This window comes from Micromonospora sp. MP36 (assembly GCF_008119785.1).
GTDB lineage: Bacteria > Actinomycetota > Actinomycetes > Mycobacteriales > Micromonosporaceae > Micromonospora.
On the sequence record NZ_VSFA01000011.1, the window covers coordinates 86,247 to 107,165 of the forward strand.

Annotated in this window: 17 protein-coding genes; 13 read left to right on the plus strand and 4 right to left on the minus strand. The window is 74.6% G+C overall.

All coding sequences use genetic code 11. The features are described 5' to 3' along the window. The first annotated feature begins 39 nt into the window (after positions 1-39). The 3 genes from hisI to FXF52_RS12480 are packed head-to-tail and all read left to right on the plus strand — an operon-like array spanning position 40 to position 2,587. Positions 40-474 carry a phosphoribosyl-AMP cyclohydrolase gene (gene hisI, locus FXF52_RS42980; protein WP_370517951.1) on the plus strand — a complete coding sequence of 145 codons (435 nt, stop codon included), beginning with the start codon at positions 40-42 and terminating at the stop codon, positions 472-474. After that, positions 471-2,024 carry an anthranilate synthase component I gene (locus tag FXF52_RS12475; RefSeq protein WP_148796643.1) on the plus strand — a complete coding sequence of 518 codons (1,554 nt, stop codon included), beginning with the start codon at positions 471-473 and terminating at the stop codon, positions 2,022-2,024. The genes hisI and FXF52_RS12475 overlap by 4 nt, the downstream gene beginning before the upstream one ends. Next, entirely contained in the window at positions 2,021-2,587 is a 567-nt protein-coding gene (locus FXF52_RS12480; RefSeq protein WP_148796645.1) for a Trp biosynthesis-associated membrane protein, read from the plus strand. Before FXF52_RS12475 ends, FXF52_RS12480 begins: the two co-directional genes overlap by 4 nt. Here the strand turns inward: FXF52_RS12480 and FXF52_RS12485 are convergent. Then, positions 2,580-2,855, minus strand: coding sequence for a hypothetical protein (locus FXF52_RS12485; protein WP_148796647.1), 276 nt, complete (start codon positions 2,853-2,855; stop codon positions 2,580-2,582). The two genes, FXF52_RS12480 and FXF52_RS12485, sit on opposite strands and share 8 nt — an antisense overlap. Positions 2,856-3,298: 443 nt before the next feature. On the opposite strand from FXF52_RS12485, the gene trpC reads away from it, so the two are divergent. The 3 genes from trpC to trpA all read left to right on the plus strand — a co-directional run bounded on the left by trpC (position 3,299) and on the right by trpA (position 6,262). Beyond that, positions 3,299-4,102 (plus strand): indole-3-glycerol phosphate synthase TrpC, encoded by an 804-nt coding sequence (gene trpC / locus FXF52_RS12490; RefSeq protein ID WP_187413470.1) that lies wholly within the window; start codon positions 3,299-3,301, stop codon positions 4,100-4,102. A gap of 118 nt (positions 4,103-4,220) precedes the next feature. Further along, positions 4,221-5,453 (plus strand): tryptophan synthase subunit beta, encoded by a 1,233-nt coding sequence (gene trpB, locus FXF52_RS12495; protein ID WP_148796651.1) that lies wholly within the window; start codon positions 4,221-4,223, stop codon positions 5,451-5,453. Positions 5,454-5,458: 5 nt separating this feature from the next. After that, positions 5,459-6,262: a tryptophan synthase subunit alpha gene (gene trpA / locus FXF52_RS12500; protein ID WP_148796653.1), complete on the plus strand. Its 804-nt coding sequence runs from the start codon at positions 5,459-5,461 to the stop codon at positions 6,260-6,262. Positions 6,263-6,376: 114 nt separating this feature from the next. Here trpA and FXF52_RS12505 read toward each other — a convergent pair whose 3' ends face one another. Continuing rightward, positions 6,377-6,940: an NUDIX hydrolase gene (locus FXF52_RS12505; RefSeq protein ID WP_148796655.1), complete on the minus strand. Its 564-nt coding sequence runs from the start codon at positions 6,938-6,940 to the stop codon at positions 6,377-6,379. Positions 6,941-7,042: 102 nt separating this feature from the next. Here FXF52_RS12505 and lgt point away from each other — a divergent pair, with 102 nt between their 5' ends. After that, positions 7,043-8,218, plus strand: a complete 1,176-nt coding sequence (gene lgt, locus FXF52_RS12510; protein WP_148796657.1) for a prolipoprotein diacylglyceryl transferase — start codon at positions 7,043-7,045, stop codon at positions 8,216-8,218. 11 nt (positions 8,219-8,229) lie between these two features. Continuing rightward, positions 8,230-9,417 (plus strand): NAD(P)/FAD-dependent oxidoreductase, encoded by a 1,188-nt coding sequence (locus FXF52_RS12515; RefSeq protein ID WP_148796661.1) that lies wholly within the window; start codon positions 8,230-8,232, stop codon positions 9,415-9,417. Positions 9,418-9,442: 25 nt separating this feature from the next. Here the strand turns inward: FXF52_RS12515 and FXF52_RS12520 are convergent, their stop codons facing one another. After that, positions 9,443-10,288, minus strand: a complete 846-nt coding sequence (locus FXF52_RS12520; protein ID WP_148796663.1) for a GNAT family N-acetyltransferase — start codon at positions 10,286-10,288, stop codon at positions 9,443-9,445. Between the two features lie 146 nt (positions 10,289-10,434). Here FXF52_RS12520 and gltB point away from each other — a divergent pair, with 146 nt between their 5' ends. Beyond that, on the plus strand, positions 10,435-15,123 hold the full coding sequence (gene gltB, locus FXF52_RS12525; RefSeq protein WP_148796665.1) for a glutamate synthase large subunit: 4,689 nt from the start codon (positions 10,435-10,437) through the stop codon (positions 15,121-15,123). Further along, positions 15,116-16,621, plus strand: coding sequence for a glutamate synthase subunit beta (locus FXF52_RS12530; RefSeq protein ID WP_148796667.1), 1,506 nt, complete (start codon positions 15,116-15,118; stop codon positions 16,619-16,621). Before gltB ends, FXF52_RS12530 begins: the two co-directional genes overlap by 8 nt. Positions 16,622-16,710: 89 nt before the next feature. On the opposite strand, the gene FXF52_RS12535 is transcribed toward FXF52_RS12530, so the two are convergent. Continuing rightward, on the minus strand, positions 16,711-17,190 hold the full coding sequence (locus FXF52_RS12535) for a peptidase inhibitor family I36 protein (RefSeq protein ID WP_187413468.1): 480 nt from the start codon (positions 17,188-17,190) through the stop codon (positions 16,711-16,713). A 152-nt stretch (positions 17,191-17,342) separates the two neighbouring features. Here FXF52_RS12535 and FXF52_RS12540 point away from each other — a divergent pair, with 152 nt between their 5' ends. The 3 genes from FXF52_RS12540 (at position 17,343) to FXF52_RS12550 (ending at position 20,915) form a co-directional block, all read left to right on the plus strand. Further along, positions 17,343-18,317, plus strand: coding sequence for a DUF5937 family protein (locus FXF52_RS12540; protein ID WP_148796671.1), 975 nt, complete (start codon positions 17,343-17,345; stop codon positions 18,315-18,317). Positions 18,318-18,426: 109 nt separating this feature from the next. Further along, positions 18,427-20,178, plus strand: a complete 1,752-nt coding sequence (locus tag FXF52_RS12545) for an MFS transporter (RefSeq protein WP_255471866.1) — start codon at positions 18,427-18,429, stop codon at positions 20,176-20,178. Between the two features lie 212 nt (positions 20,179-20,390). Continuing rightward, positions 20,391-20,915, plus strand: coding sequence for a hypothetical protein (locus FXF52_RS12550; RefSeq protein ID WP_148796673.1), 525 nt, complete (start codon positions 20,391-20,393; stop codon positions 20,913-20,915). Positions 20,916-20,919 lie beyond the last annotated feature (4 nt).

Below are 20,919 nucleotides of genomic sequence, written 5' to 3' on the forward strand. Positions count from 1 at the left end.
TCGACGGTGCCGGTGCCGCGTGCGGGACAATGGCTCACTGTGCCCGCCTCTGACGCGCCGGTGACCGGCGCCCCCGCCAACTCCGGCGGCGCCGTGGCCCCCGGCCCGGCCCGACCGTCCCGGCTCGACCCGGCGATCGCCGCCCGGCTGCGCCGTACCCCCGACGGCCTGGTGGCCGCGGTGGTCCGCCAGTACGACTCGGGCGAGGTGCTGATGGTCGCCTGGATGGACGACGAGGCGCTGCACCGCACGCTGACCACCGGCCGGGCCACCTACTGGTCGCGCAGCCGCCAGGAATACTGGGTCAAGGGCGCCACCTCCGGCCACCACCAGTACGTCCGCTCCGTGGCGCTGGACTGTGACGGGGACGCCCTGCTGGTCAGCGTCGACCAGGTCGGCGCCGCCTGCCACACCGGCCACCGGACCTGCTTCTTCACCGAGCTGCCGGTCAGCTCCCCGGAGGCGACCTCATGACCGACGGCGCGGTCAGCCCCGACCCGGCCGCCTTCGCCGACCTGGCGGCCCGCTGGCGGGTCGTCCCGGTCACCCGCCGGCTGCTCGCCGACGCGGAGACCCCGGTCGGTGTCTACCGCAAGCTGGCCGGCGGCCCGGGCACGTTCCTGCTGGAATCCGCCGAGCAGGGCGTCGGCTCGGCCGGCATGGCCTGGTCCCGCTACTCGTTCATCGGCGTACGCAGCAGCGCCACGCTGACCGAGCGGGGCGGCGCGGCGCTCTGGGCCGGCGAGCCCCCGGCCGGTGTGCCGGCGTCCGGCGACCCGGTGACGGTGCTCCGCGAGACCGTCGCCGCCCTGGCCGGCCCGGCCTGGGACCCGGCCAGCGGCATGCCGCCGCTCACCGGTGGCATGGTCGGCTACCTCGGCTACGACCTGGTCCGCCGCTTCGAGCGGCTGCCCGAGCTGACCGAGGACGACCTCGACGTGCCCGAGCTGGGCATGATGCTCGCCACCGACCTGGTGGTGCTCGACCACTATGACGGCTCGGCGATCCTGGTCGCCAACGCGGTGCTGCCTCCGCTCGACGCGCCCGACCGGGAGGCCCTGGTGGCGGCGGCGTACCACCACGCGGTGGGGCGGCTGGACGCGATGACCACCGCGCTGTCCCGACCGATTCCGCCCATGATCTCGACGGTCGCCCGGCCGCCGGTCGGGGACGTGGTCAGCCGGACGGCCGAGGGCGGCTACCCGAAGGCGGTGGCGGCGGCCAAGGAGGCGATCCGGGCCGGCGAGTGCTTCCAGATCGTGCTCAGCCAGCGCTTCGAGCGGCCCACCCACGCCGACCCGCTGGACGTCTACCGGGTGCTGCGCACCACCAACCCCAGCCCGTACATGTACCTGCTGCGCTTCGACGGCTTCGACATCGTCGGCTCCTCGCCGGAGGCGCACCTCAAGGTGAGCACCGGCGCGGACGGGCGGCGGCGGGCGCTGCTGCACCCGATCGCCGGCACCCGGCCGCGCGGCGGCTCCCCGGAGGCGGACGCCCGGCTCGCCGCCGAGCTGCTCGCCGACCCGAAGGAGCGGGCCGAGCACGTCATGCTCGTCGACCTGGGCCGCAACGACCTGGGCCGGGTCTGCCGCCCGGGCACGGTCGAGGTGCCGGAGTTCGCCACCATCGAGCGGTACAGCCACGTCATGCACATCGTCTCCACGGTGGTGGGTGAGCTGCGCGCGGACCGCACCGCCTTCGACGCGCTCGCCGCGACCTTCCCCGCCGGCACCCTCTCCGGCGCGCCGAAGGTGCGGGCCATGGAGATCATCGAGGAGCTGGAGCCGGTCCGCCGGGCCCTCTACGGCGGCACCGTCGGCTACTTCGGCTTCGGCGGCGACCTGGACATGGCCATCGCCATCCGCACCGCGCTGATCCGCGAGGGCCGGGCGTACGTGCAGGCCGGGGCGGGGGTGGTGGCCGATTCTGATCCGGCCGCCGAGGAGCAGGAGACCCGGAACAAGGCCGCCGCCGTGCTCGCCGCGATCGCCGCCGCCGAGACCCTCCGGCCGGCCCGATGACCGCGCCGACCACCGGGTCGCCCACCGCGCGGGGGCGGCGCGAGCTGACGTACGCGGTGCTGCTCTGCCTGGCCGGGGCGGGCCTGGCCTTCTGGGCGGTGACCCGGACCTGGTCGGTCGAGCTGACCGCGCGGGGTTCGCTGCCGCCCACGCGGCACACCCGGACCGGTGCCGAGCTGCTGCCGTGGGCCTCGGCGCTGGCCCTGGTCACGTTGGCCGGCGGTGGCGCGGTGCTGGCCACCCGGGGCCGGGTCCGGCGGCTGCTGGGCGGCCTGCTGGCCCTGGTCGGGCTGGCAGTGGCGGCCGGCGGCGGCTACGGCCTGACCGCGCTGGCCGGGGTGAGTCGGCAGTGGCCCGCGCTGGTGCTGGTCGGTGGGCTGGTCGCGGCCGCCGGCGGGGTGCTCACCGCGGCGCGGGGCGCGGGGTGGCCGGCAATGGGCGCCCGCTACGAGCGGCCGGTCCGTTCGGCGGAACCGTCCGGCCCGGAGCGGCCGGCGGTCGAGCGGGGCACCCGGGACGCCTGGGAGGCGCTGGACCGGGGCGAGGACCCGACGGTCAGCTGATCGGCTGGGCGTCCCGCGCGCCGCGCCGCTGGGTGGCCGCGGCGCGGGCGGCGGCCAGCTCGGCCACCAGGCGGTCCAGCTCCCGGCGCTGCGCGGCCCGGGCCCGGTCGGCGCAGACCGCCTCCCAGGCGTTGCCCCGGGCGGTCCGCATCCGGGCGTCGCCGATCACGGCGCGTTCCAGGGTGTGCACCACGCCGACGGCGAGCGAGGCGACGGTCCGGGAGATGGTGGTGAACCCGATGGTCTGGTGCGGCCCGTTGGCGCTCATGGTCACCCCGTACGAGATCGTTGGCGACGATTGGCAGCCGCCTCATCGAGTCTGCCCGAGGACGATGCTGCCGGGCCCACGTTTCGCCGTCGTGACGCCCGGGTCAACTGTCCGGCAGCCGGGGCGACCAGGGCAGGGTCGTCCGTCCTTGAGCTTGGTCACAGCATCGACGACCGTCACGGCCTGGCGGGTCAGTCGGTCGCGGTGGGACGAGGCATGGGCGACAATCGATGGGTGGGGGTGGCACAGCGTGACATCGCGTTCACCGGAAGTCGGCCATCATGCCACAGCCCATTTCGTGAGGAGCGCCATACCCCCGGGACTTGTCTCCAGGTGGCGCCCCCTAGCATCGGCCCATGACACCCGGAGAGGGGAGTCCGTTGGTGACTGCTGAGCATGCGCACGCGGAGGGGGACGAAGCCGGTCCGGCGGCGCCCGCAAGCGTGCTCGACGAGATCCTGGCCGGCGTCCGCGAGGACGTGGCGCGGCGACAGGAGCAGGTTCCGCTGGAGCGCATCCGCGAGCTGGCCGCCGCCGCGCCGCCACCGCTGGACGCGTACGCGGCCCTGCGCCGGCCCGGCGTGGCGGTGATCGCCGAGGTGAAGCGCTCGTCGCCGTCCAAGGGGCGGCTGGCCGAGATCGCCGATCCCGCCGACCTGGCCGGCGAGTACGCGGCCGGCGGCGCCCGGGCGATCAGCGTGCTCACCGAGGGCCGCTGGTTCGGCGGGTCGCTGGACGACCTGGCCGCCGTGCGGGCCGCGGTGAACATCCCGGTGCTCCGCAAGGACTTCGTGGTCTCCAGCTACCAGGTGCACGAGGCGCGCGCGCACGGCGCCGACCTGGTGCTGCTGATCGTCGCCGCGCTGGAGCAGAACGTCCTCGTCGGGCTGCTGGAGCGGATCGAGTCGCTCGGCATGACCGCCCTGGTGGAGGTGCACACCGAGGAAGAGGCCGACCGGGCTCTGGAGGCCGGCGCGCAGGTGATCGGCGTCAACGCCCGTGACCTGCGTACCCTGGAGGTCGACCGCTCCGTCTTCGAGCGGATCGCGCCCGGTCTGCCGAGCAGCGTCGTCAAGATCGCCGAGTCCGGCGTGCGCGGCCCGCACGACCTCATCCGGTACGCCTCGGCCGGCGCCGACGCGGTCCTGGTCGGCGAGGGCCTGGTCACCCAAAAGAGCCCCCGCGAGGCGGTGGCCGAGCTGGTCAACGCCGGTAACCACCCGGCCACGCCCCGCCCGGTCCGCTGACCCGCCGGGCCCCCCGACACGCAGCGAGAGGACACGCCATGAGCGAGCGCAGCGAGCGAATCGTCAGGCGCAGCGCCACGGAGCCTCAGGACGCCGCCGACCAGCGGGAGGTGGCGGCATGAGCGTCGACGCCGCAGACCCCGCCGCGCAGGTACCCGACGCCGCCGGTCACTTCGGCCGGTTCGGCGGCCGGTTCGTCCCGGAGGCGCTGGTCGCGGCGCTCGACGAGCTGGACGCGGCGTACCGGAAGGCGATGACCGACGAGGCCTTCCGGGCCGAGTTCGACGGTCTGCTGCGGGGCTACGCGGGCACCCCGTCGCTGCTCTACCCGGCCACCCGGCTCTCCGCCCGGGCCGGGGCGCGGATCCTGCTCAAGCGGGAGGACCTCAACCACACCGGCGCGCACAAGGTCCGCAACGTGCTCGGCCAGGCACTGCTCACCAAGCGGATGGGCAAGACCCGGGTGATCGCCGAGACCGGCGCCGGGCAGCACGGCGTGGCCACCGCCACCGCCGCCGCGCTGTTCGACCTCGAGTGCGTGGTCTACATGGGCGAGGTCGACACCCAGCGGCAGGCGCTCAACGTGGCCCGGATGCGGATGCTCGGCGCCACGGTCGTCCCGGTCACCACCGGGTCGCGGACGCTGAAGGACGCGATGAACGAGGCGATGCGGGACTGGGTCGCCAACGTCGACACCACGCACTACCTGATCGGCACCGCCGCCGGCCCGCACCCGTTCCCGGAGCTGGTCCGGGACTTCGTGCGCGGCATCGGCGAGGAGGCCCGCCAGCAGTGCCTCGACCTGACCGGCGCGCTGCCGGACGCGGTCGCCGCCTGCGTCGGCGGCGGTTCCAACGCGCTCGGCATCTTCCACGCCTTCGTGCCCGACACCGGGGTGCGGCTGTACGGCTTCGAGGCCGGCGGCGAGGGCGTGGCGACCGGCCGGCACGCGGCCAGCATCACCGGCGGCTCCGCCGGGGTGCTGCACGGCACCCGGACGTACGTGCTGCAGGACGAGGACGGGCAGACGATCGAGTCGCACTCGATCTCGGCGGGCCTGGACTACCCGGGCGTCGGGCCGGAGCACGCGTGGCTGCACGACCAGGGCCGGGCCACGTACCTGCCGGTCGACGACGACGAGGCGATGGCCGCATTCGAGCTGCTCTGCCGCACCGAGGGGATCATCCCGGCGATCGAGAGCTCGCACGCGCTCGCCGGCGCCCTGAAGATCGCTCCGCAGCTCGCCGCCGAGCTGGGCCGGGAGCCGGTCATCGTGGTCAACCTTTCCGGCCGGGGCGACAAGGACGTGCACACCGCCGGCCAGTACTTCGGCATCCTCGACAAGGAGTGAGAGCCATGAGCCGCATCGGGGTCGCCTTCGACAAGGCCCGCGCCGACGGGCGGGCCGTGCTGGTCGGCTGCATGCCGGCCGGGTTCCCGACCGTCGAGGGCAGCATCGCCGCGATGAAGGCCATGGTCGAGGCGGGCGTGGACGTCATCGAGGTGGAGATCCCGTACTCCGACCCGGTGATGGACGGCCCGGTCATCCAGCGGGCCAGCGACCTGGCCCTCGCCGGCGGGGTGCGCACCGCCGACACCCTGCGCATCATCGAGGCCGTCGCGGCGACCGGCGCGCAGGTGGTCACCATGACCTACTGGAATCCGATCGAGCAGTACGGGGTCGACGCCTTCGCCCGTGACCTGGCCGCCGCCGGCGGCACCGGCCTGATCACCCCAGATCTCATCCCCGAGGAGGCCGGCGAGTGGCTGGCCGCCTCCGACGCGTACGGCCTGGACCGGACGTTCCTGGTCTCCCCCTCGTCCACGGACGCGCGGCTCAAGATGACCGTCGAGCACTGCCGCGGCTTCGTCTACGCCACGGCGTTGATGGGGGTCACCGGCGCCCGGTCGCAGACCTCCGCGGCGGCGCCGATCCTGGTTTCCCGGCTGCGCGAGGTCACCGACCTGCCGGTCGGCGTCGGGCTGGGCGTGGGGACCGGGGCGCAGGCCGGGACCGTCGCCGGGTACGCCGACGGGGTCATCGTCGGCAGCGCGCTGATCCGCTGCCTGCTCGACGCCCAGGACCAGGCCACCGGGCTCGCCGCGCTGCGGGCGCTCAGCGCCGAACTCGCCGAGGGCGTTCGCAACCCGGCGCGCTGAACCCCGCTGACCCGCCCCACCCGCGCCAGCGTCGGTGACGGTGAGTTCGTGCTGCGCCGGTGGTTTGCGGGTGTCGTTCGTGACATGAGATTCGCCCCGGATCCGGGCAAGGTGTCAGGTTTCTCGCCGCTGCCAGGGTGAGCTCGAGAGGCCGGCGGGCGGCGCGACGGCATGTTCGCCGTCGACCAGCGCGCCCCCCGGTGCGCCTCGGGGGCCGGGCGGGACCCCGTCCGGCCGCGCCTCCCGCAGCACCCCCGACCGCCCGGCGAGGGCGTCCGCCACGGCGGCCCGGGTGGTCGGGGTCAGCGCCTCGGGCAGCCCCTCCGGCGGATACCAGCACAGGTCGCCGCCGACCGGAGTGGCGGCCGGGGCGTCGCCGCGTACCCGGGCGCGGAACACGTGCACCAGCACGTCCGGCAGGGCACCGCAGCGGCCGGCCGGCGGCCGGGGCACGCCGGGCTCGCCGAGCCGGTAGAGGCCCACCAGGTCCACCAGGTCGACCGCCCAGCCGGTCTCCGCGCGGATCTCGCGTACTGCGGCGGCGAGTGGGCTCTCGTCGCGTCGGGGGCGGCCACCGGGCAGCGCCCAGCGCCGGCCGGGCCCGGACCGGCGGCAGAGCAGCACCCGGCCGGCCTGGTCGGTGACGACCGCGGCGACCGCCCAGGTGAGCGCGCTCATGGACAGAGAGCCTACGACCGGGCAAAGCAGAAGTCACCCGAGCCGTCAAGCCGACGAACCGGGGTGCCGGGAGCGCGGTCCGCAGCGGTACCGTGTTCTCCCGTGACCCTCGCCCCGATGACCCCACTGGCGGCCCTGCCCAGCCCCAGCACCGCCGTCTGGCAGTTCGGACCGGTTCCGGTCCGGGCGTACGCGCTCTGCATCATTGTCGGCATCGTGCTGGCCTGCGTGGTTACCGAGCTCCGGCTGCGCCGGCGCGGCGTCGCCCCCGGCGCGGTGCTCGACATCGCCGTCTGGGCGGTGCCGACCGGCATCATCGGCGCCCGGATCTACCACGTGATCACCTCGCCGGAGAAATACTTCGGCGCCGGCGGTGAGCCGCTCAAGGCGTTCGCCATCTGGGAGGGCGGCCTCGGCATCTGGGGCGCCGTCGCCGGCGGCGCGCTCGGCGCCTGGATCGCCGCCCGGCAGCTCGGCATCCCGTTGACGGTGGTGGCCGACGCGTTGGCGCCGGGCCTGCCGCTGGCCCAGGCCGTCGGCCGGCTCGGCAACTGGTTCAACAACGAGCTCTACGGCGGCCGGACCAGCCTGCCCTGGGGGCTGGAGGTCCACGTGATGGACCCGGACCACCCCGGGCACGCGCTGCGCGACGACGCGGGCAACCCGGTCCTGCTGCCGGGGCTCTACCAGCCGACCTTCCTGTACGAGGCGCTCTGGAACATCGGCGTCGCCGCCCTGGTCTTCCTCCTCGACCGGAAGCTGCGGTTCGGCCGGGGCCGGGCCTTCGCGCTCTACGTGATGGGCTACACGGCCGGCCGGTTCTGGATCGAGCTGATGCGCACCGACGAGGCCAACCACATCCTCGGCCTGCGGCTCAACGTCTGGACCGCGGCGCTGGTCTTCCTCGGCGCGCTGATCTACTCCGTCCGCGTCCGCGGGCCCCGCGATTACCTGGTCCCGATCGGTGTCGCCGCCGCCCCGGAGCCGTCCACGGGTGGCGACGTGTCGCAGGTCGACCTCTCCGCGCGGGAGGCCGGCCCGCGGCAGGTCGCGCCGGAAGGCTACCGGGTGGTCAGCGAGCAGCAGTTCCGGGCGTACCAGGAGACCGGCGTCGTGCCGGAGGAGGAACCCGGCGGAGAGCCGGCAGCCGACGAGACCGCGGAGCCGGTCGCGGCCGGGGACGTTGCCGAAGTGACCGCCGCCGGGTCGGACGATGCCGCCGGTGACGCGGACCGGGCCGGTGCCACGGGCGCCCGCCCCGCCGACCGGGACAGCTGAGCGGGGGAGTCATGCGTACCGCGGTGGTGGTCGGCGCCGGCCTCGGCGGGCTGGCGGTGGCCGGCGTGCTGGCCCGCTCCGGGTGGCGGGTCACCCTCCTCGAACGGTCCGACCGGGTCCGTCCGGAGCCGACCGCCGTCGTGCTCTGGCCCAACGGGGTACGCGCGCTGCGTGCCCTCGGGCTCGGCGCCGGGCTGGACGCCATCGCCACCCCGCTGCCCGACGGTGGGATCCGCCGTCCCGACGGGCAGTGGCTGGTGCAGCCCCGCCCCACCCCGGCCGAGCGGATGCCGGTCGTGGTGCACCGGGAGGACCTGCACGACGCGCTCATCGCCGGCCTCGGTGACCAGGTGGAGCTGCGCACCGGGGTGACCGTGCGGACGGTGCGGGCGGTTCGCGGGGAGCGCCCGGCGGTCGGCGACGGCCGGCAGACCGTGACCGCGGACCTGGTGGTGGCCGCCGACGGCACCGACAGCGAGATCCGCCGGCAGCTCGCCCCGGAGTCGGCGGTGGTGAGTTCCGGCTGCGCCGCCTGGCGGGCCGTGATCCCCTGGTACCGCGCCCCGAAGCTGCCCGACGACCTGCCGGTGCCCGGGGAGACGCTGGGCGCGGGCTACCGCTTCGTGGCCGCCTCGCTCGGCGACCGGGGCGCCGCGGGCGCCTCCCGCCGGGGCGGCATCTACTGGGTGGCCACCGCCGCGGGGGCGCCCCGCCCGGAGCCGGCGGAGACCCAGCTCGCCCTGCTCAAGCGCTGGTACGCGGGCTGGCCGGCGCCGATCGCTGAGCTGCTCGACGCCACCGAGCCGGTCGATCTGGTGCAGCAGGAGATCCGCGAGCTGCGGCCGCTGCCCCGGGCGTACGGCTTCCCGGCCGGGCCGGGCGGCCTGGTGCTGCTCGGCGACGCCGCGCACGCCATGCCTCCGCACCTCGGGCAGGGCGCCTGCCTCGCCTTCGAGGACGCGGCCACCCTCTCCGCGCTGCTGCGCGAGTCCCGGCTGCCCGACGCGGTGGCCGCGTACGACCGGCTGCGCCGGCCCCGCGCGGCGACCATGGTGCGGCAGACCCGCCGGATGTCGGCGGTCCTGCAGACCCGGGGCCGCCTGGCGCTGCGCGCCCGCGACGCGGCCCTCGGCACGATCAGCCCCCGGCTGCGCAACACGGCCGCCTCCGCCGCCGCCTCCTGGCACCCACCCGCCTGATCTCCCGGCGCACGGCCGGCCCGGGTCAGCCGATCAGAGCGGCGGGCTCGGCGATGCAGGCGGTGCCGATGCGGCGGAAGCCGACCCGCAGGTAGACCCGGGCGATGTCCTCGCTGCCGGCGGAGAGGAAGATCAGGTCGGTGCCGGCGGCGCGCAGCTCGTGGGCGAGCGTGGCGGTCACCGCCGCGCCGAGGCCGCGCCGACGGGCCGCCGGCAGGGTGGCCACCCCGGCGATCTCCGCCACGTCGTCGACGCGCATCGCCATCCCGCTGGCCAACGCCCCCTGCTCGGGGCTCTCGGCGAGCACCGAGATCCGCCGGCCGTCGGCGATCCGGGTGGCGTCCTCCTCCAGCGTGGCCACGTCCAGCCGGGAGACCGCGGCGTCCCGCTCGGCCGGGCCGGCATCACCGCGTGTGGTGCCGCCGTTGGAGAAGCCAACCGCCGCGACGGCCCGGCGCACCGCCACGTCCGCCGCGAAGCCCGGGTCCGCCGGGTCGAGGACCCGCACCGGTACGTCGCTGAGCGTGGCCGGGTCGGGCAGGCGCGCCGGGTCGAGCACCATCAGCGGCGCCTCCAGCACGGTCAGCCCCGCCGAGCGGGCCACCGCGAGCAGGTCCGGGGTGATCTCGTGCACCCACTCGAACGCCTCGGGCAGGCCCAGCTCCCGTTGCCGGGCCCGGACCGCGGTCACGTCGGCGAGCGACGGCGGCGCGGTGGCGTCGAGCCGCGGGCGGGCGTAGAACGGCCATCCGGCGCCGTCCCGGACGAAGAGCACCAGAGCGCCGAATTCCTCGGTACGCGCCCCGTCCCGGGGCACCGCGTCGTAGAACCGCTCCAACCGGTCGAGCACGTCAGTGCGTACGACATCCACCGCGCGAGACTACACGTCCCACAGTCTGGAAGTGTGATCAATCTGAACTGGCCTTGCGCCGGAAGCCCTAACGTAGACTCAATAAAACCCAGTAGGGCCGACGTCGTCCCGACCATGATCCAACCTGAGTGACGACAGGAGGCCCGGTGGCCTTTCCGTACCCGCACACCCCGCAGCCGGCCCCCCACGCGACGGGGCTCTATGACCCCGCGTACGAGCACGACGCGTGCGGCGTGGCTTTCGTGGCCGACCTGCACGGACGCCGGTCGCACCAGGTCGTCGCCAACGGCCTCGGCGCGCTCTGTCGGCTGGACCACCGGGGCGCCCGAGGCGCGGAGCACAACACCGGTGACGGCGCCGGCATCATGATCCAGGTGCCGGACGCGTTCCTGCGCGCGGTCGTCGACTTCCCGCTGCCGCCCGCCGGCCAGTACGCCACCGGTCTGGTCTTCCTGCCGGACGACGACGCGGCCGAGGCCCGGGCCCGCCAGGTGGTGGAGAAGTACGCCCTGGTCGAGGGGGCCGTCGTCCTCGGTTGGCGGGACGTCCCCACCGACCCGAGCGGCCTCGGCGAGACCGCCCTCGCCGCGCTGCCCCGGATCCGGCAGGTCTTCCTCGCCGCGCACCGGCTCACCGACTCGCCCGCCGGCCCGGCCGGGTCCCCGCTGACCGGGCTGGACCTGGACCGGGTGGCGTTCTGCGTCCGCAAGCAGGCCGAGCGGGAGAGCGCCGAGCGGGGTGTGCCGGCCTACTTCCCGTCGCTGTCCGCGCGGACCATGGTCTGGAAGGGCATGCTCACCCCCGACCAGCTGCCGGCGTTCTACCCGGAGCTGACCGACGAACGGGTGGTCAGCGCGGTCGCCCTGGTGCACTCGCGGTTCTCCACCAACACCTTCCCGTCGTGGCCGCTGGCCCACCCGTACCGGTTCATCGCGCACAACGGCGAGATCAACACGATCCGCGGCAACCGGAACTGGATGCAGGCCCGGGAGGCGCTGCTGCGCAGCGAGAACCTTCCCGGCAACATCCGCCGGGTCTTCCCGGTCTGCACCCCCGGCGCCTCCGACTCGGCCAACTTCGACGAGGTGCTCGAACTGCTGCACCTGGCCGGGCGGAGCCTGCCGCACGCGGTGCTCATGATGATCCCCGAGGCGTGGGAGAACGACCCGGACATGCGCGCCGACAAGCGCGCCTTCTACCGCTTCCACGCCAGCCTGATGGAGCCGTGGGACGGCCCCGCCTCGGTCGCCTTCACCGACGGCGAGATCGTCGGCGCGGTGCTGGACCGCAACGGGCTGCGCCCCGGCCGCTGGTGGCGCACCGCCGCCGGCCTGGTCGTGCTGGGCAGCGAGGCCGGCGTGCTCGACCTCGACCCGGCCACCGTGGTCGCCAAGGGCCGCCTCCAGCCGGGGAAGATGTTCCTGGTCGACACGGTCAACGGCCGCATCGTCCAGGACGACGAGATCAAGGCCGAGCTGGCCGCCGCCCAGCCGTACGACGAGTGGCTGCACGCCGGCCTGATCGAGCTGGACGAGCTGCCGCCGCGCGAGCACATCGTCTACACCCACGACTCGGTCCGCCGCCGGCAGCAGACCTTCGGCTACACCGAGGAGGAGCTGAAGATCCTGCTCGGCCCGATGGCCCGCGCCGGCGCGGAGCCGATCGGCTCGATGGGCACGGACACCCCCATCTCGCCGCTGTCCACCCGGCCGCGGCTGCTCTACGACTACTTCCACCAGCTCTTCGCCCAGGTCACCAACCCGCCGCTGGACGCCATCCGGGAGGAACTGGTGACCAGCCTGGCGTCCACCATCGGCCCGGAGGGCAACCTGCTCGACCCGGGCCCGGCGAGCTGCCGGCAGATCGTGCTGCCCTACCCGGTGATCGACAACGACGAGCTGGCCAAGATCCTCTCCATCGACGAGGACGGCGACCTGCCCGGGTTCAAGGCGGTCCGGGTCTCCGGCCTGTACCGGGTCCGCGACGGTGGCGCCGGCATCAAGGCCCGGCTGACCGAGATCTGCAGGCACGTCTCCGAGGCGATCGAGGACGGCGTCCGCATCCTGGTGCTCTCCGACCGGGACTCCAACGCCGACCTGGCCCCGATCCCGTCGCTGCTGCTCACCGCGGCGGTGCACCAGCACCTGGTACGCGAGCAGACGCGTACCCAGGTGGCGCTGATCGTGGAGTCCGGCGACTGCCGCGAGGTGCACCACGCGGCCGTGCTGATCGGCTACGGCGCGGCGGCGGTCAACCCGTACCTGGCCTTCGAGTCGGTGGAGGACATGATCTCCACGGGCGCGCTGGTCGGCGTCGACCCGGAGAAGGCGGTCCGCAACTACGTCAAGGCGCTCGGCAAGGGCGTCCTGAAGATCATGTCGAAGATGGGCATCTCGACGGTGTCGTCGTACTGCGGCGCCCAGGTGTTCGAGGCCGTCGGCCTGGACACCCGCCTGGTCGAGCGCTACTTCCGGGGCACCCCGAGCACGATCAGCGGCATCGGGCTGCACGAGATCCACGCCGAGGTGGCCGCCCGGCACGCCCTGGCCTGGCCGGCCCCCGGCGCGCAGCCGTCCGACCGGCTGGAGGTCGGCGGCGAGTACCAGTGGCGCCGCGAGGGCGAGCTGCACCTGTTCAACCCGGAGACGGTCTTCCTGCTGCAGCACGCCACCCGCAGCCGCCAGTACGACGTCTTCCGGCGGTACACCGCCAAGGTCGACGAGTTGGCCGCCCAGGCGGGCTCGCTGCGCGGCCTGTTCACCCTGCGCACCGGCGTACGCCCGCCGGTGCCGCTGGACGAGGTGGAGCCGGCCAGCGAGATCGTCAAGCGGTTCGCCACCGGCGCGATGTCGTACGGGTCGATCTCGGCGGAGGCGCACGAGACCCTCGCCATCGCGATGAACCGGCTCGGCGGCAAGTCCAACACCGGCGAGGGCGGCGAGGACGTCGACCGGCTGCACGACCCGCGGCGCCGCTCGGCGGTCAAGCAGATCGCCAGCGGGCGCTTCGGCGTGACGAGTGAATACCTGGTCAACGCCGACGACCTCCAGATCAAGATGGCCCAGGGGGCGAAGCCGGGCGAGGGCGGCCAGCTCCCCGGCAACAAGGTCTGGCCGTGGATCGCGCGTACCCGGCACGCCACCCCGGGCGTCGGCCTGATCTCCCCGCCGCCGCACCACGACATCTACTCCATCGAGGACCTGGCCCAACTGGTGCACGACCTCAAGTGCGTCAACCCGGCCGCCCGGGTGCACGTCAAGCTGGTCAGCGAGGTCGGGGTGGGCACGGTCGCAGCCGGCGTGGCCAAGCTCAAGGCCGACGTCATCCTGATCTCCGGTCACGACGGCGGCACCGGCGCGTCCCCGCTCAATTCGCTCAAGCACGCCGGCACCCCGTGGGAGCTGGGGCTGGCCGAGGCGCAGCAGACGCTGCTGCTCAACAAGCTCCGCGACCGGGTCACCGTGCAGGTCGACGGCCAGCTCAAGACCGGCCGGGACGTGCTGATCGCGGCGCTGCTCGGCGCGGAGGAGTTCGGCTTCGCCACCGCCCCGCTGATCGTCGAGGGCTGCGTGATGATGCGGGTCTGCCACCTGGACACCTGCCCGGTGGGCATCGCCACCCAGAACCCGGTGCTGCGCGAGCGCTTCACCGGCAAGCCGGAGTTCGTGGAGAACTTCTTCCTCTTCCTCGCCGAGGAGGTCCGGGGATACCTTGCCGAGCTGGGCTTCCGCAGCATCGACGAGGCGATCGGGCACACCGAGCTGCTCGACGTCACCGGCGCCATCGACCACTGGAAGGGACACGGGCTCGATCTCAGCCGCGTCCTGCACCTGCCCGAGCTGCCCGAGGGCGCGGCCCGGCGGGGCGTCCGGGCCCAGGACCACGGCCTGGCGGCGGCCCTGGACAACCAGCTCATCGCCCTGGCCGAGCCGGCGCTGCGGGCGGAGGCGGCCGGCGCCGAGGCGCGGGACTCCGGCGTCACGCCGGTCCGGGTCGAGGTGGCGGTCCGCAACGAGCACCGGAGCGTCGGCGCGATGCTGGGCGGCGAGGTGACCCGCCGGTTCGGCGGGGCGGGCCTGCCCACCGACACCATCGAGTTCCTGCTGCGCGGCACCGCCGGCCAGTCGTTCGGCGCGTTCCTGCCGCGCGGGGTCACCCTGCGCCTGCACGGCGACGCCAACGACTACCTCGGCAAGGGCCTCTCCGGCGGCCGGATCATCGTCCGCCCGGATGCGGCGGCGCCGTTCGTGGACGACGCGGCCAGGCCGGGAGAGCGGGCCGAGGACCAGATCATCGCCGGCAACACCCTGCTCTACGGGGCCACCGACGGCGAGGTGTTCCTGCGCGGCCGGGTTGGCGAGCGGTTCGCGGTGCGCAACTCGGGCGCGGTCGCGGTCGTCGAGGGCGTCGGCGACCACGGCTGCGAGTACATGACCGGCGGCACGGTGGTGGTGCTCGGCCCGACCGGCCGTAACTTCGCCGCCGGCATGTCCGGGGGCACCGCGTTCGTGCACCGGCTCGACCGGCGGCTGGTCAACCCGGAGCTGGTCGACCTGTCGCCGCTGCGCGACGACGAGCGGCACCTGCTGCACGAACTGGTGCAGCGGCACTTCGCGGAGACCGACTCGGCGGTCGCGGCGGAGCTGCTCAAGCGCTGGCCGGAGGCGGTGGAGGAGTTCACCGCGGTGGTGCCCCGGGACTACCGCCGGGTGCTGGAGATCATGCGGGCCGCCGAAGCCGCCGGCCGTGACGTCGACGACGCGGTGATGAGTGCCCTCGCCGCGCCGGTGCCGCCCGCCCCGCGGGCGGCCGCCCAGGAGGTGGCTCGTGCCTGACCCGAACGGTTTCCTGCGCTACGACCGGCGGCTGCCCGCCCGCCGCCCGGTGCCGGTGCGGATCATGGACTGGCGGGAGGTGTACCCGCCGGCCGGCGAGGAGCTGATCCGCGAGCAGGCGACCCGGTGCATGGACTGCGGCATCCCGTTCTGCCACGACGGCTGCCCGCTGGGCAACCGCATCCCGGACTGGAACGACCTGGTCCGGACCGGCAACTGGGACGCCGCGGTGGAGTCGCTGCACGCCACCAACAACTTCCCCGAGTTCACCGGACGGCTCTGCCCGGCGCCGTGCGAGGCGGCGTGCGTGCTCGGCCTCGGCGGCCAGCAGCCGGTCACCATCAAGCAGGTCGAGGTGGAGATCGCCGACGCGGCGGCCCGCGGCGGGCTGCGCCCGCGGCCGGTACCGGCGCCGACCGGGAAGTCGGTCGCCGTGGTCGGCTCCGGGCCCGCCGGGCTCGCCGCCGCCCAGCAGCTCGCCCGCGCCGGGCACGCCGTCACCGTGTACGAGCGGGACGACGCGCTGGGCGGCCTGCTCCGGTACGGCATCCCCGACTTCAAGCTGGAGAAGCAGCACATCGACCGGCGGCTGGCCCAACTCGTCGCCGAGGGGGTGCGCTTCCGCGCCGGGGTGAACGTCGGCGTCGACGTGACCGCCGAGCAGCTGCGCGCCGAGCACGACGCGGTGCTGCTCGCCTGCGGCGCGCTCCAGGGCCGGGACACCCCCGAGACCCCGGGCCGGCAGCTGCGCGGCGTACACCAGGCGATGGCGCACCTGGTGGCGGCCAACCGGGTGGTGGCGGCGGCGGGCGAGGGACGGCCGGCGCCGGCCACGCTGCCGGACGGCACCCCGATCGACGCGGCCGGCAAGCACGTGGTGATCATCGGCGGCGGCGACACCGCCGCGGACTGCCTCGGCGTGGCGCACCGGCAGGGGGCGGCCGGCGTGCACCAGCTCGACCTCTACCCGGAGCCCCCGGCCAGCCGGGACGCCGCCCGGGACCCGTGGCCCACCTGGCCGTGGATCCTGCGCAACTACCCGGCGCACGAGGAGGGCGGGGAGCGGGTCTTCGCGGTGGCGGTGCAGGAGTTCGTCGACGACGGCACCGGCCAGGTCAGGGCGGTACGGATCGCCGAGGTGACCGTGGAGAAGCGGGACGGCCGGCGGATCGTCACCGTGCTGCCCGGCTCCGAGCGGGAACTGCCGGCCGACCTGGTGCTGCTCGCCATCGGCTTCGAAGGGACCGAGGAGCAGCCGCTGCTGGCCCAGCTCGACGTGACCCGCAACGCCCGGGGCGCGGTCGACGCCCGCCCCGACTGGCAGACCGACGCCGACGGGGTCTTCGTGGCCGGGGACATGCACCGGGGCGCCTCGCTGATCGTCTGGGCGATCGCCGAGGGGCGGGCCGCCGCCGCGGCGATCCACGCGTACCTCGGCGGGGTCGGCGAGCTGCCCGCGCCGGTGGATCCGGCCCGGCAGCCGCTCGCCGCACGCTGAAACGCGGCGCGGGGCGCGACCCGTCCGGATCCCGAACCCGAACCGCCCCCCGGTCAGGCTGACTGGGGGGCGGTGGGAGATAGTCAGGTCTAGGAGAACTTGACCGAACTTGCCCGGTTGCTCCAACCGCCGCCGATCGCCCCCAGGTTCGCCGACTGGTCGATCCACACCGAGGAAGCGCCGGTGAAGTTCGTGCCGTCATAGAGCTTGACGTCGCACTGGTTGTAGGTGTGCACCGAGCTGACCCGGTTGTTCCAGCCGAGGCTGGCAAGGTCGCCCCACTGCCACTCGCTGTCGTAGCTGGGGGTGCACTGACGGGATTGAACCCAGGTGAAGGTGGCCCCGGTGTAGCTGGTGCCGTCGTAGAAGATGGCGATCGTCAGCGAAGCCAGCGTTGCATCGCTGAGTTGCCGAGCCTGCTGCGGACTGCTGGCGCAGGTGGTCCGGCCAGTGTCGAGATTTCTGATGCAGTGCTGCTGCGTGGCGGTCTGCCGGCCGGCGGAGGCGACGGCAGGTGTCGCGGCGCCCACCATGGCGAATCCCAACAGCGCGGCAAACGTGACGACCAACTTTCTCATTCATGCCTCCTCAGGCACACATCGTTGGGCTACGGGACGTGCTCGACACCGAGGAAACCGGGTCGTCGTCGGGCCCCGGTAGTGATTCGAGTCAGTTCGAATGCCGACAGCACATCGACATGGATGCCCGTACGCTCCGGGCTGTGATCGTGGCGCATCTGGACGGGGCGACCCTGGCCCGCGTCCGCCTGGCCCTCTCCCCGGCGTCCGAGGCGGTGTCCTGGATCCGGGCGGCGACGTCCCGATTCGGGCACCCGGTGCACGGCGATCCCGGTCCGGCCGCCCGGGCCGCGGTGCGCCACCCCGACGTGGCCCTGGTCGCCCAGTTGATCTCGCCGGCCGGCCGCCCCGGCTACACCCCCGACCTGCTCACCCCGAAGTCGCCGCTCGGCCCGGTCGACCGTCTCTTTGAGCGGCAGGTGGCGGCCGCCGAGGCGACCCCGACCGAGGAGGTGGCCGTCCAGGTCGGCGGCCGCTTTCCGTCCGGAGCGGTGCCGGCCGTCGTACGGGCGGCGGTGGACAGCGGCACCCTGGCCCGGCGGGCGGCCGCCGGGCTGCGCCGGTTCTGGCGGGTGGCGCTCGCCGACGAGTGGCCGGCGCTGCGCCGCACCCTGGAGGCGGAGCTGGCTGGGCGGGCCACCACCATGGCCACCACCGGAGTGGGCTCGCTGCTGGCCGGGTTGCACCCCGCGGTCGGGTGGACCGGGCGGCTGCTCACCGTCGACCTGCCGCAGCGGGTGACCACCACGATGGCCGATTCGGAGCTGGTTCTGACTCCGTCGGCGCTGGGCTGGCCCCGGGTGGAGGCGCAACTCTGTGACTCAGGGAACGCGGTGCTCTTCTACCCGCTCGGCGCCGCCCGGCCGACCGCCCGGACCGGCGACCTGCTGGGCCCGTTGGTGGGCACGAGCCGGGCGAGCATCCTCGCCGACCTCGACGTGCCCCGATCCACGCACGAGCTGAGCGACCGGCAGGACCTCGCCCCGGCGACCGTCTCCTATCACCTGGGCGTCCTGCTACGCGCGGGGCTGGTAATGCGCCAGCGCAAGGGGCATCGGGTGCTCTACCACCGGTCCCCGCACGGCCAGGACCTCCTGGAGTGCCGGTCGGCCGGGTGAGTCGCCTCACGAACAGCAGCGATGAGGTTTAGTCGGGGTCAGACTTGGCGACTGGCCGGACCTGCGGGGTCCGGCTTTCGTCGTGTCACCCACTGGACGGGAACTACTCATGGCACTCGGCGCCACGTTCGTCGCGCTACGCCACCGCAACTACCGGATCTGGGCCGCCGCCGGGTTCGTGTCAGTCATCGGGACCTGGATGCAGGTTCTGGGCGTCAACTGGTACGTGCTGGCGGAGACCCGATCCGCCACCTCGATGGGGCTCACCGTCCTGCTGCAGGCGCTGCCCAGCCTGGTGCTCAGTGTCTGGGGCGGCGCGCTGGCCGACCGGCTGCCCGCCAAGCCGCTGCTGATCGGCGCCCAGGCGGCCCACGCGCTGCTCGCCGCCGGGCTGGCCCTGGTCGCCGTCACCGGCACCGGCGGCCTGCCGGCCATCTACGCGATCTCCCTGGTCACCGGCGCGGTGTCGGCGATCGAGGGTCCGGTGATGGGCCGCTGGTGCTCGACCCTGGTGGACCGGGAGAGCCTCGGCAACGCGCTCGCCCTCGGCTCGCTGACCAACTCCGCCGGCCGCATCCTCGGCATGAGCGTCGGTGCCGTCGTGGTCGCCGCCGTCGGCCCCGCGCTGCTCTTCGCGATCAACTCCGCCAGCTTCGTCGCGGTCGTGGCGGCCCTGTTCGCCGTACGCGAGGGGGAGCGGCACACCGGTGCGGCGGACGACGGTTCCAGGTCGCGGCGCGGCGCAGGACGCGCCGAGCTGGAGTTGTCGGAGGCCGACGCGCCGCCGGCGGACGGCGGCATCCGGGCCGGTTTCCGGTATCTGCTGCGGCAGCCGGTGGTGCTGGTGGCCCTGGCGCTGTCCTTCGTACTCGGCAGCCTGGGCCGCAACTACCAGGTGACCATGGCCGCGATGAGCGACGGGCCGCTGCGCGGCGGCGCCTCCGGCTACGGCTTCCTCTCCACCGTCTTCGCGGTCGGGACGGTGCTCGGCGCGCTGGTCGCGGCCCGCCGCCGGGAGCTCGGCTACCGGGTGCTGGTGGGGGCCGGCCTGCTGGCCAGCGCCCTGCAGATCGTCGCCGGGCTGGCCCCCGGCACGCTGAGCTTCGCCGCGGTGATCCTGCCGGTGGCAGCGGCGGCCGTGGTCATCGACACCACGGTCGGCGCCCGCGCGCAGCTCGACACCGACTACGCCATGCGGGGCCGGGTGCTGGCCGCCCTCGCGGTCACCGGCTCGATCTCGGCGGCCGTCGGCGCGCCCCTGCTCGGCTGGCTCTCCGAGCACGCCGGACCCCGGCAGACCCTGGTGCTGGCCGGCGCCCTCACCACCGTCGCCACCCTCGCGGCCGGGGTGGCCCTCGACCGGCTCCGGGAGCGGCGACTGCGCCGTCGGCTCACCCTGGTGCTCGCCGCGCCGGCCGTGCGCCGCCGGGTCGCGGCCACCGCCGCCCGCGTCGTCCGCCCGGCGGGCGTCGCAGCCGGTGCCGTGTCCTCGACGGGTGCTGCGGCCGGCGGGTCCCCGGCGGGTGCCGTGGTCGGTGCCGTGTCCTCGACGGGTGCTGCGGCGGGCGGGTCGCTGGCGGGTGCCGTGGTCGGCGCCGTGTCCCCCACGGGCGCTGCGGCCGGCGTGTCCCCGGGTGCCGAACGCCCGCTGGCCGCCGACGTCCCGCGCCCGGTCCCGGTGCCCCGCCCGGCGGGGCTGCGCCTGGGCGGTACGCGGTTCGCCCGACTGCGCCCCGCCGGGCGGCTCGCGGCCGGCGGGGCGCTCCGCCCGGCCCGCGAGTGCGCGGCCTGCGCGCCGCACCGGTCGCGGCGCCGGTCCCGGGCGACGGTCCACGCGGCCGACTGCGCCCTCGCCGGCTGACCCGGCCCGCGCGGCCCCGCCGACCGGCCGGTGAAGGTCGCGCTCGATCCGGGAAGTAGTGGCCCACCGCGCACCGGGAGGCCACTACTTCCGCGATCGAGCACGATCACGGCCGGCGGGCGGCCCGCAGCTCGACCAGGGTGAGCGAGGTCATGCGCGCAGGAGGGCGTCCGGGACCTCGGCGGCACGAAGATCGTCACTACGCTGCCGTCATGGACGTCGAGGAACGCCTGCGGCGGGTCCGCCGGTGGCTGTGGGTCGTGGTGGTGGGGCTGTTTCTCAGCGGGGTGACCGCGTTCCCGTTGGAGCTGGAGGTGCGCTGGCTGCTCCGGGTGCTCGACCCGCTCGCCGGGCAGTTCCCGGCGCTGGTCGCCTGGATCGAGCGGGTCCACACCGGGCTCGTCGAGACCGGCGACCGCTACCCGTTCATGCTGTACGGCACGGACTGGCTCGCCTTCGCCCATCTGGTGCTCGCGGTGGCGTTCTGGGGGCCGCTGCGGGATCCGGTCCGCAACGTCTGGGTGGTGCAGCTCGGGATGATCGCCTGCGCCGGGATCGTGCCGCTGGCGCTGATCTGCGGGCCGGTGCGGGACATTCCCTGGTTCTGGACGCTGGTCGACCTCTCCTTCGCGGTCGGCGCGTTCCCGCCGCTGTGGTTCGCGTACCGGCACATCCGGGCGGTCGAGGCCGCCGACCGGTTGGCGTCGGCGCAGGTCTCGGCCGCCGGTACGCGCTGACCGC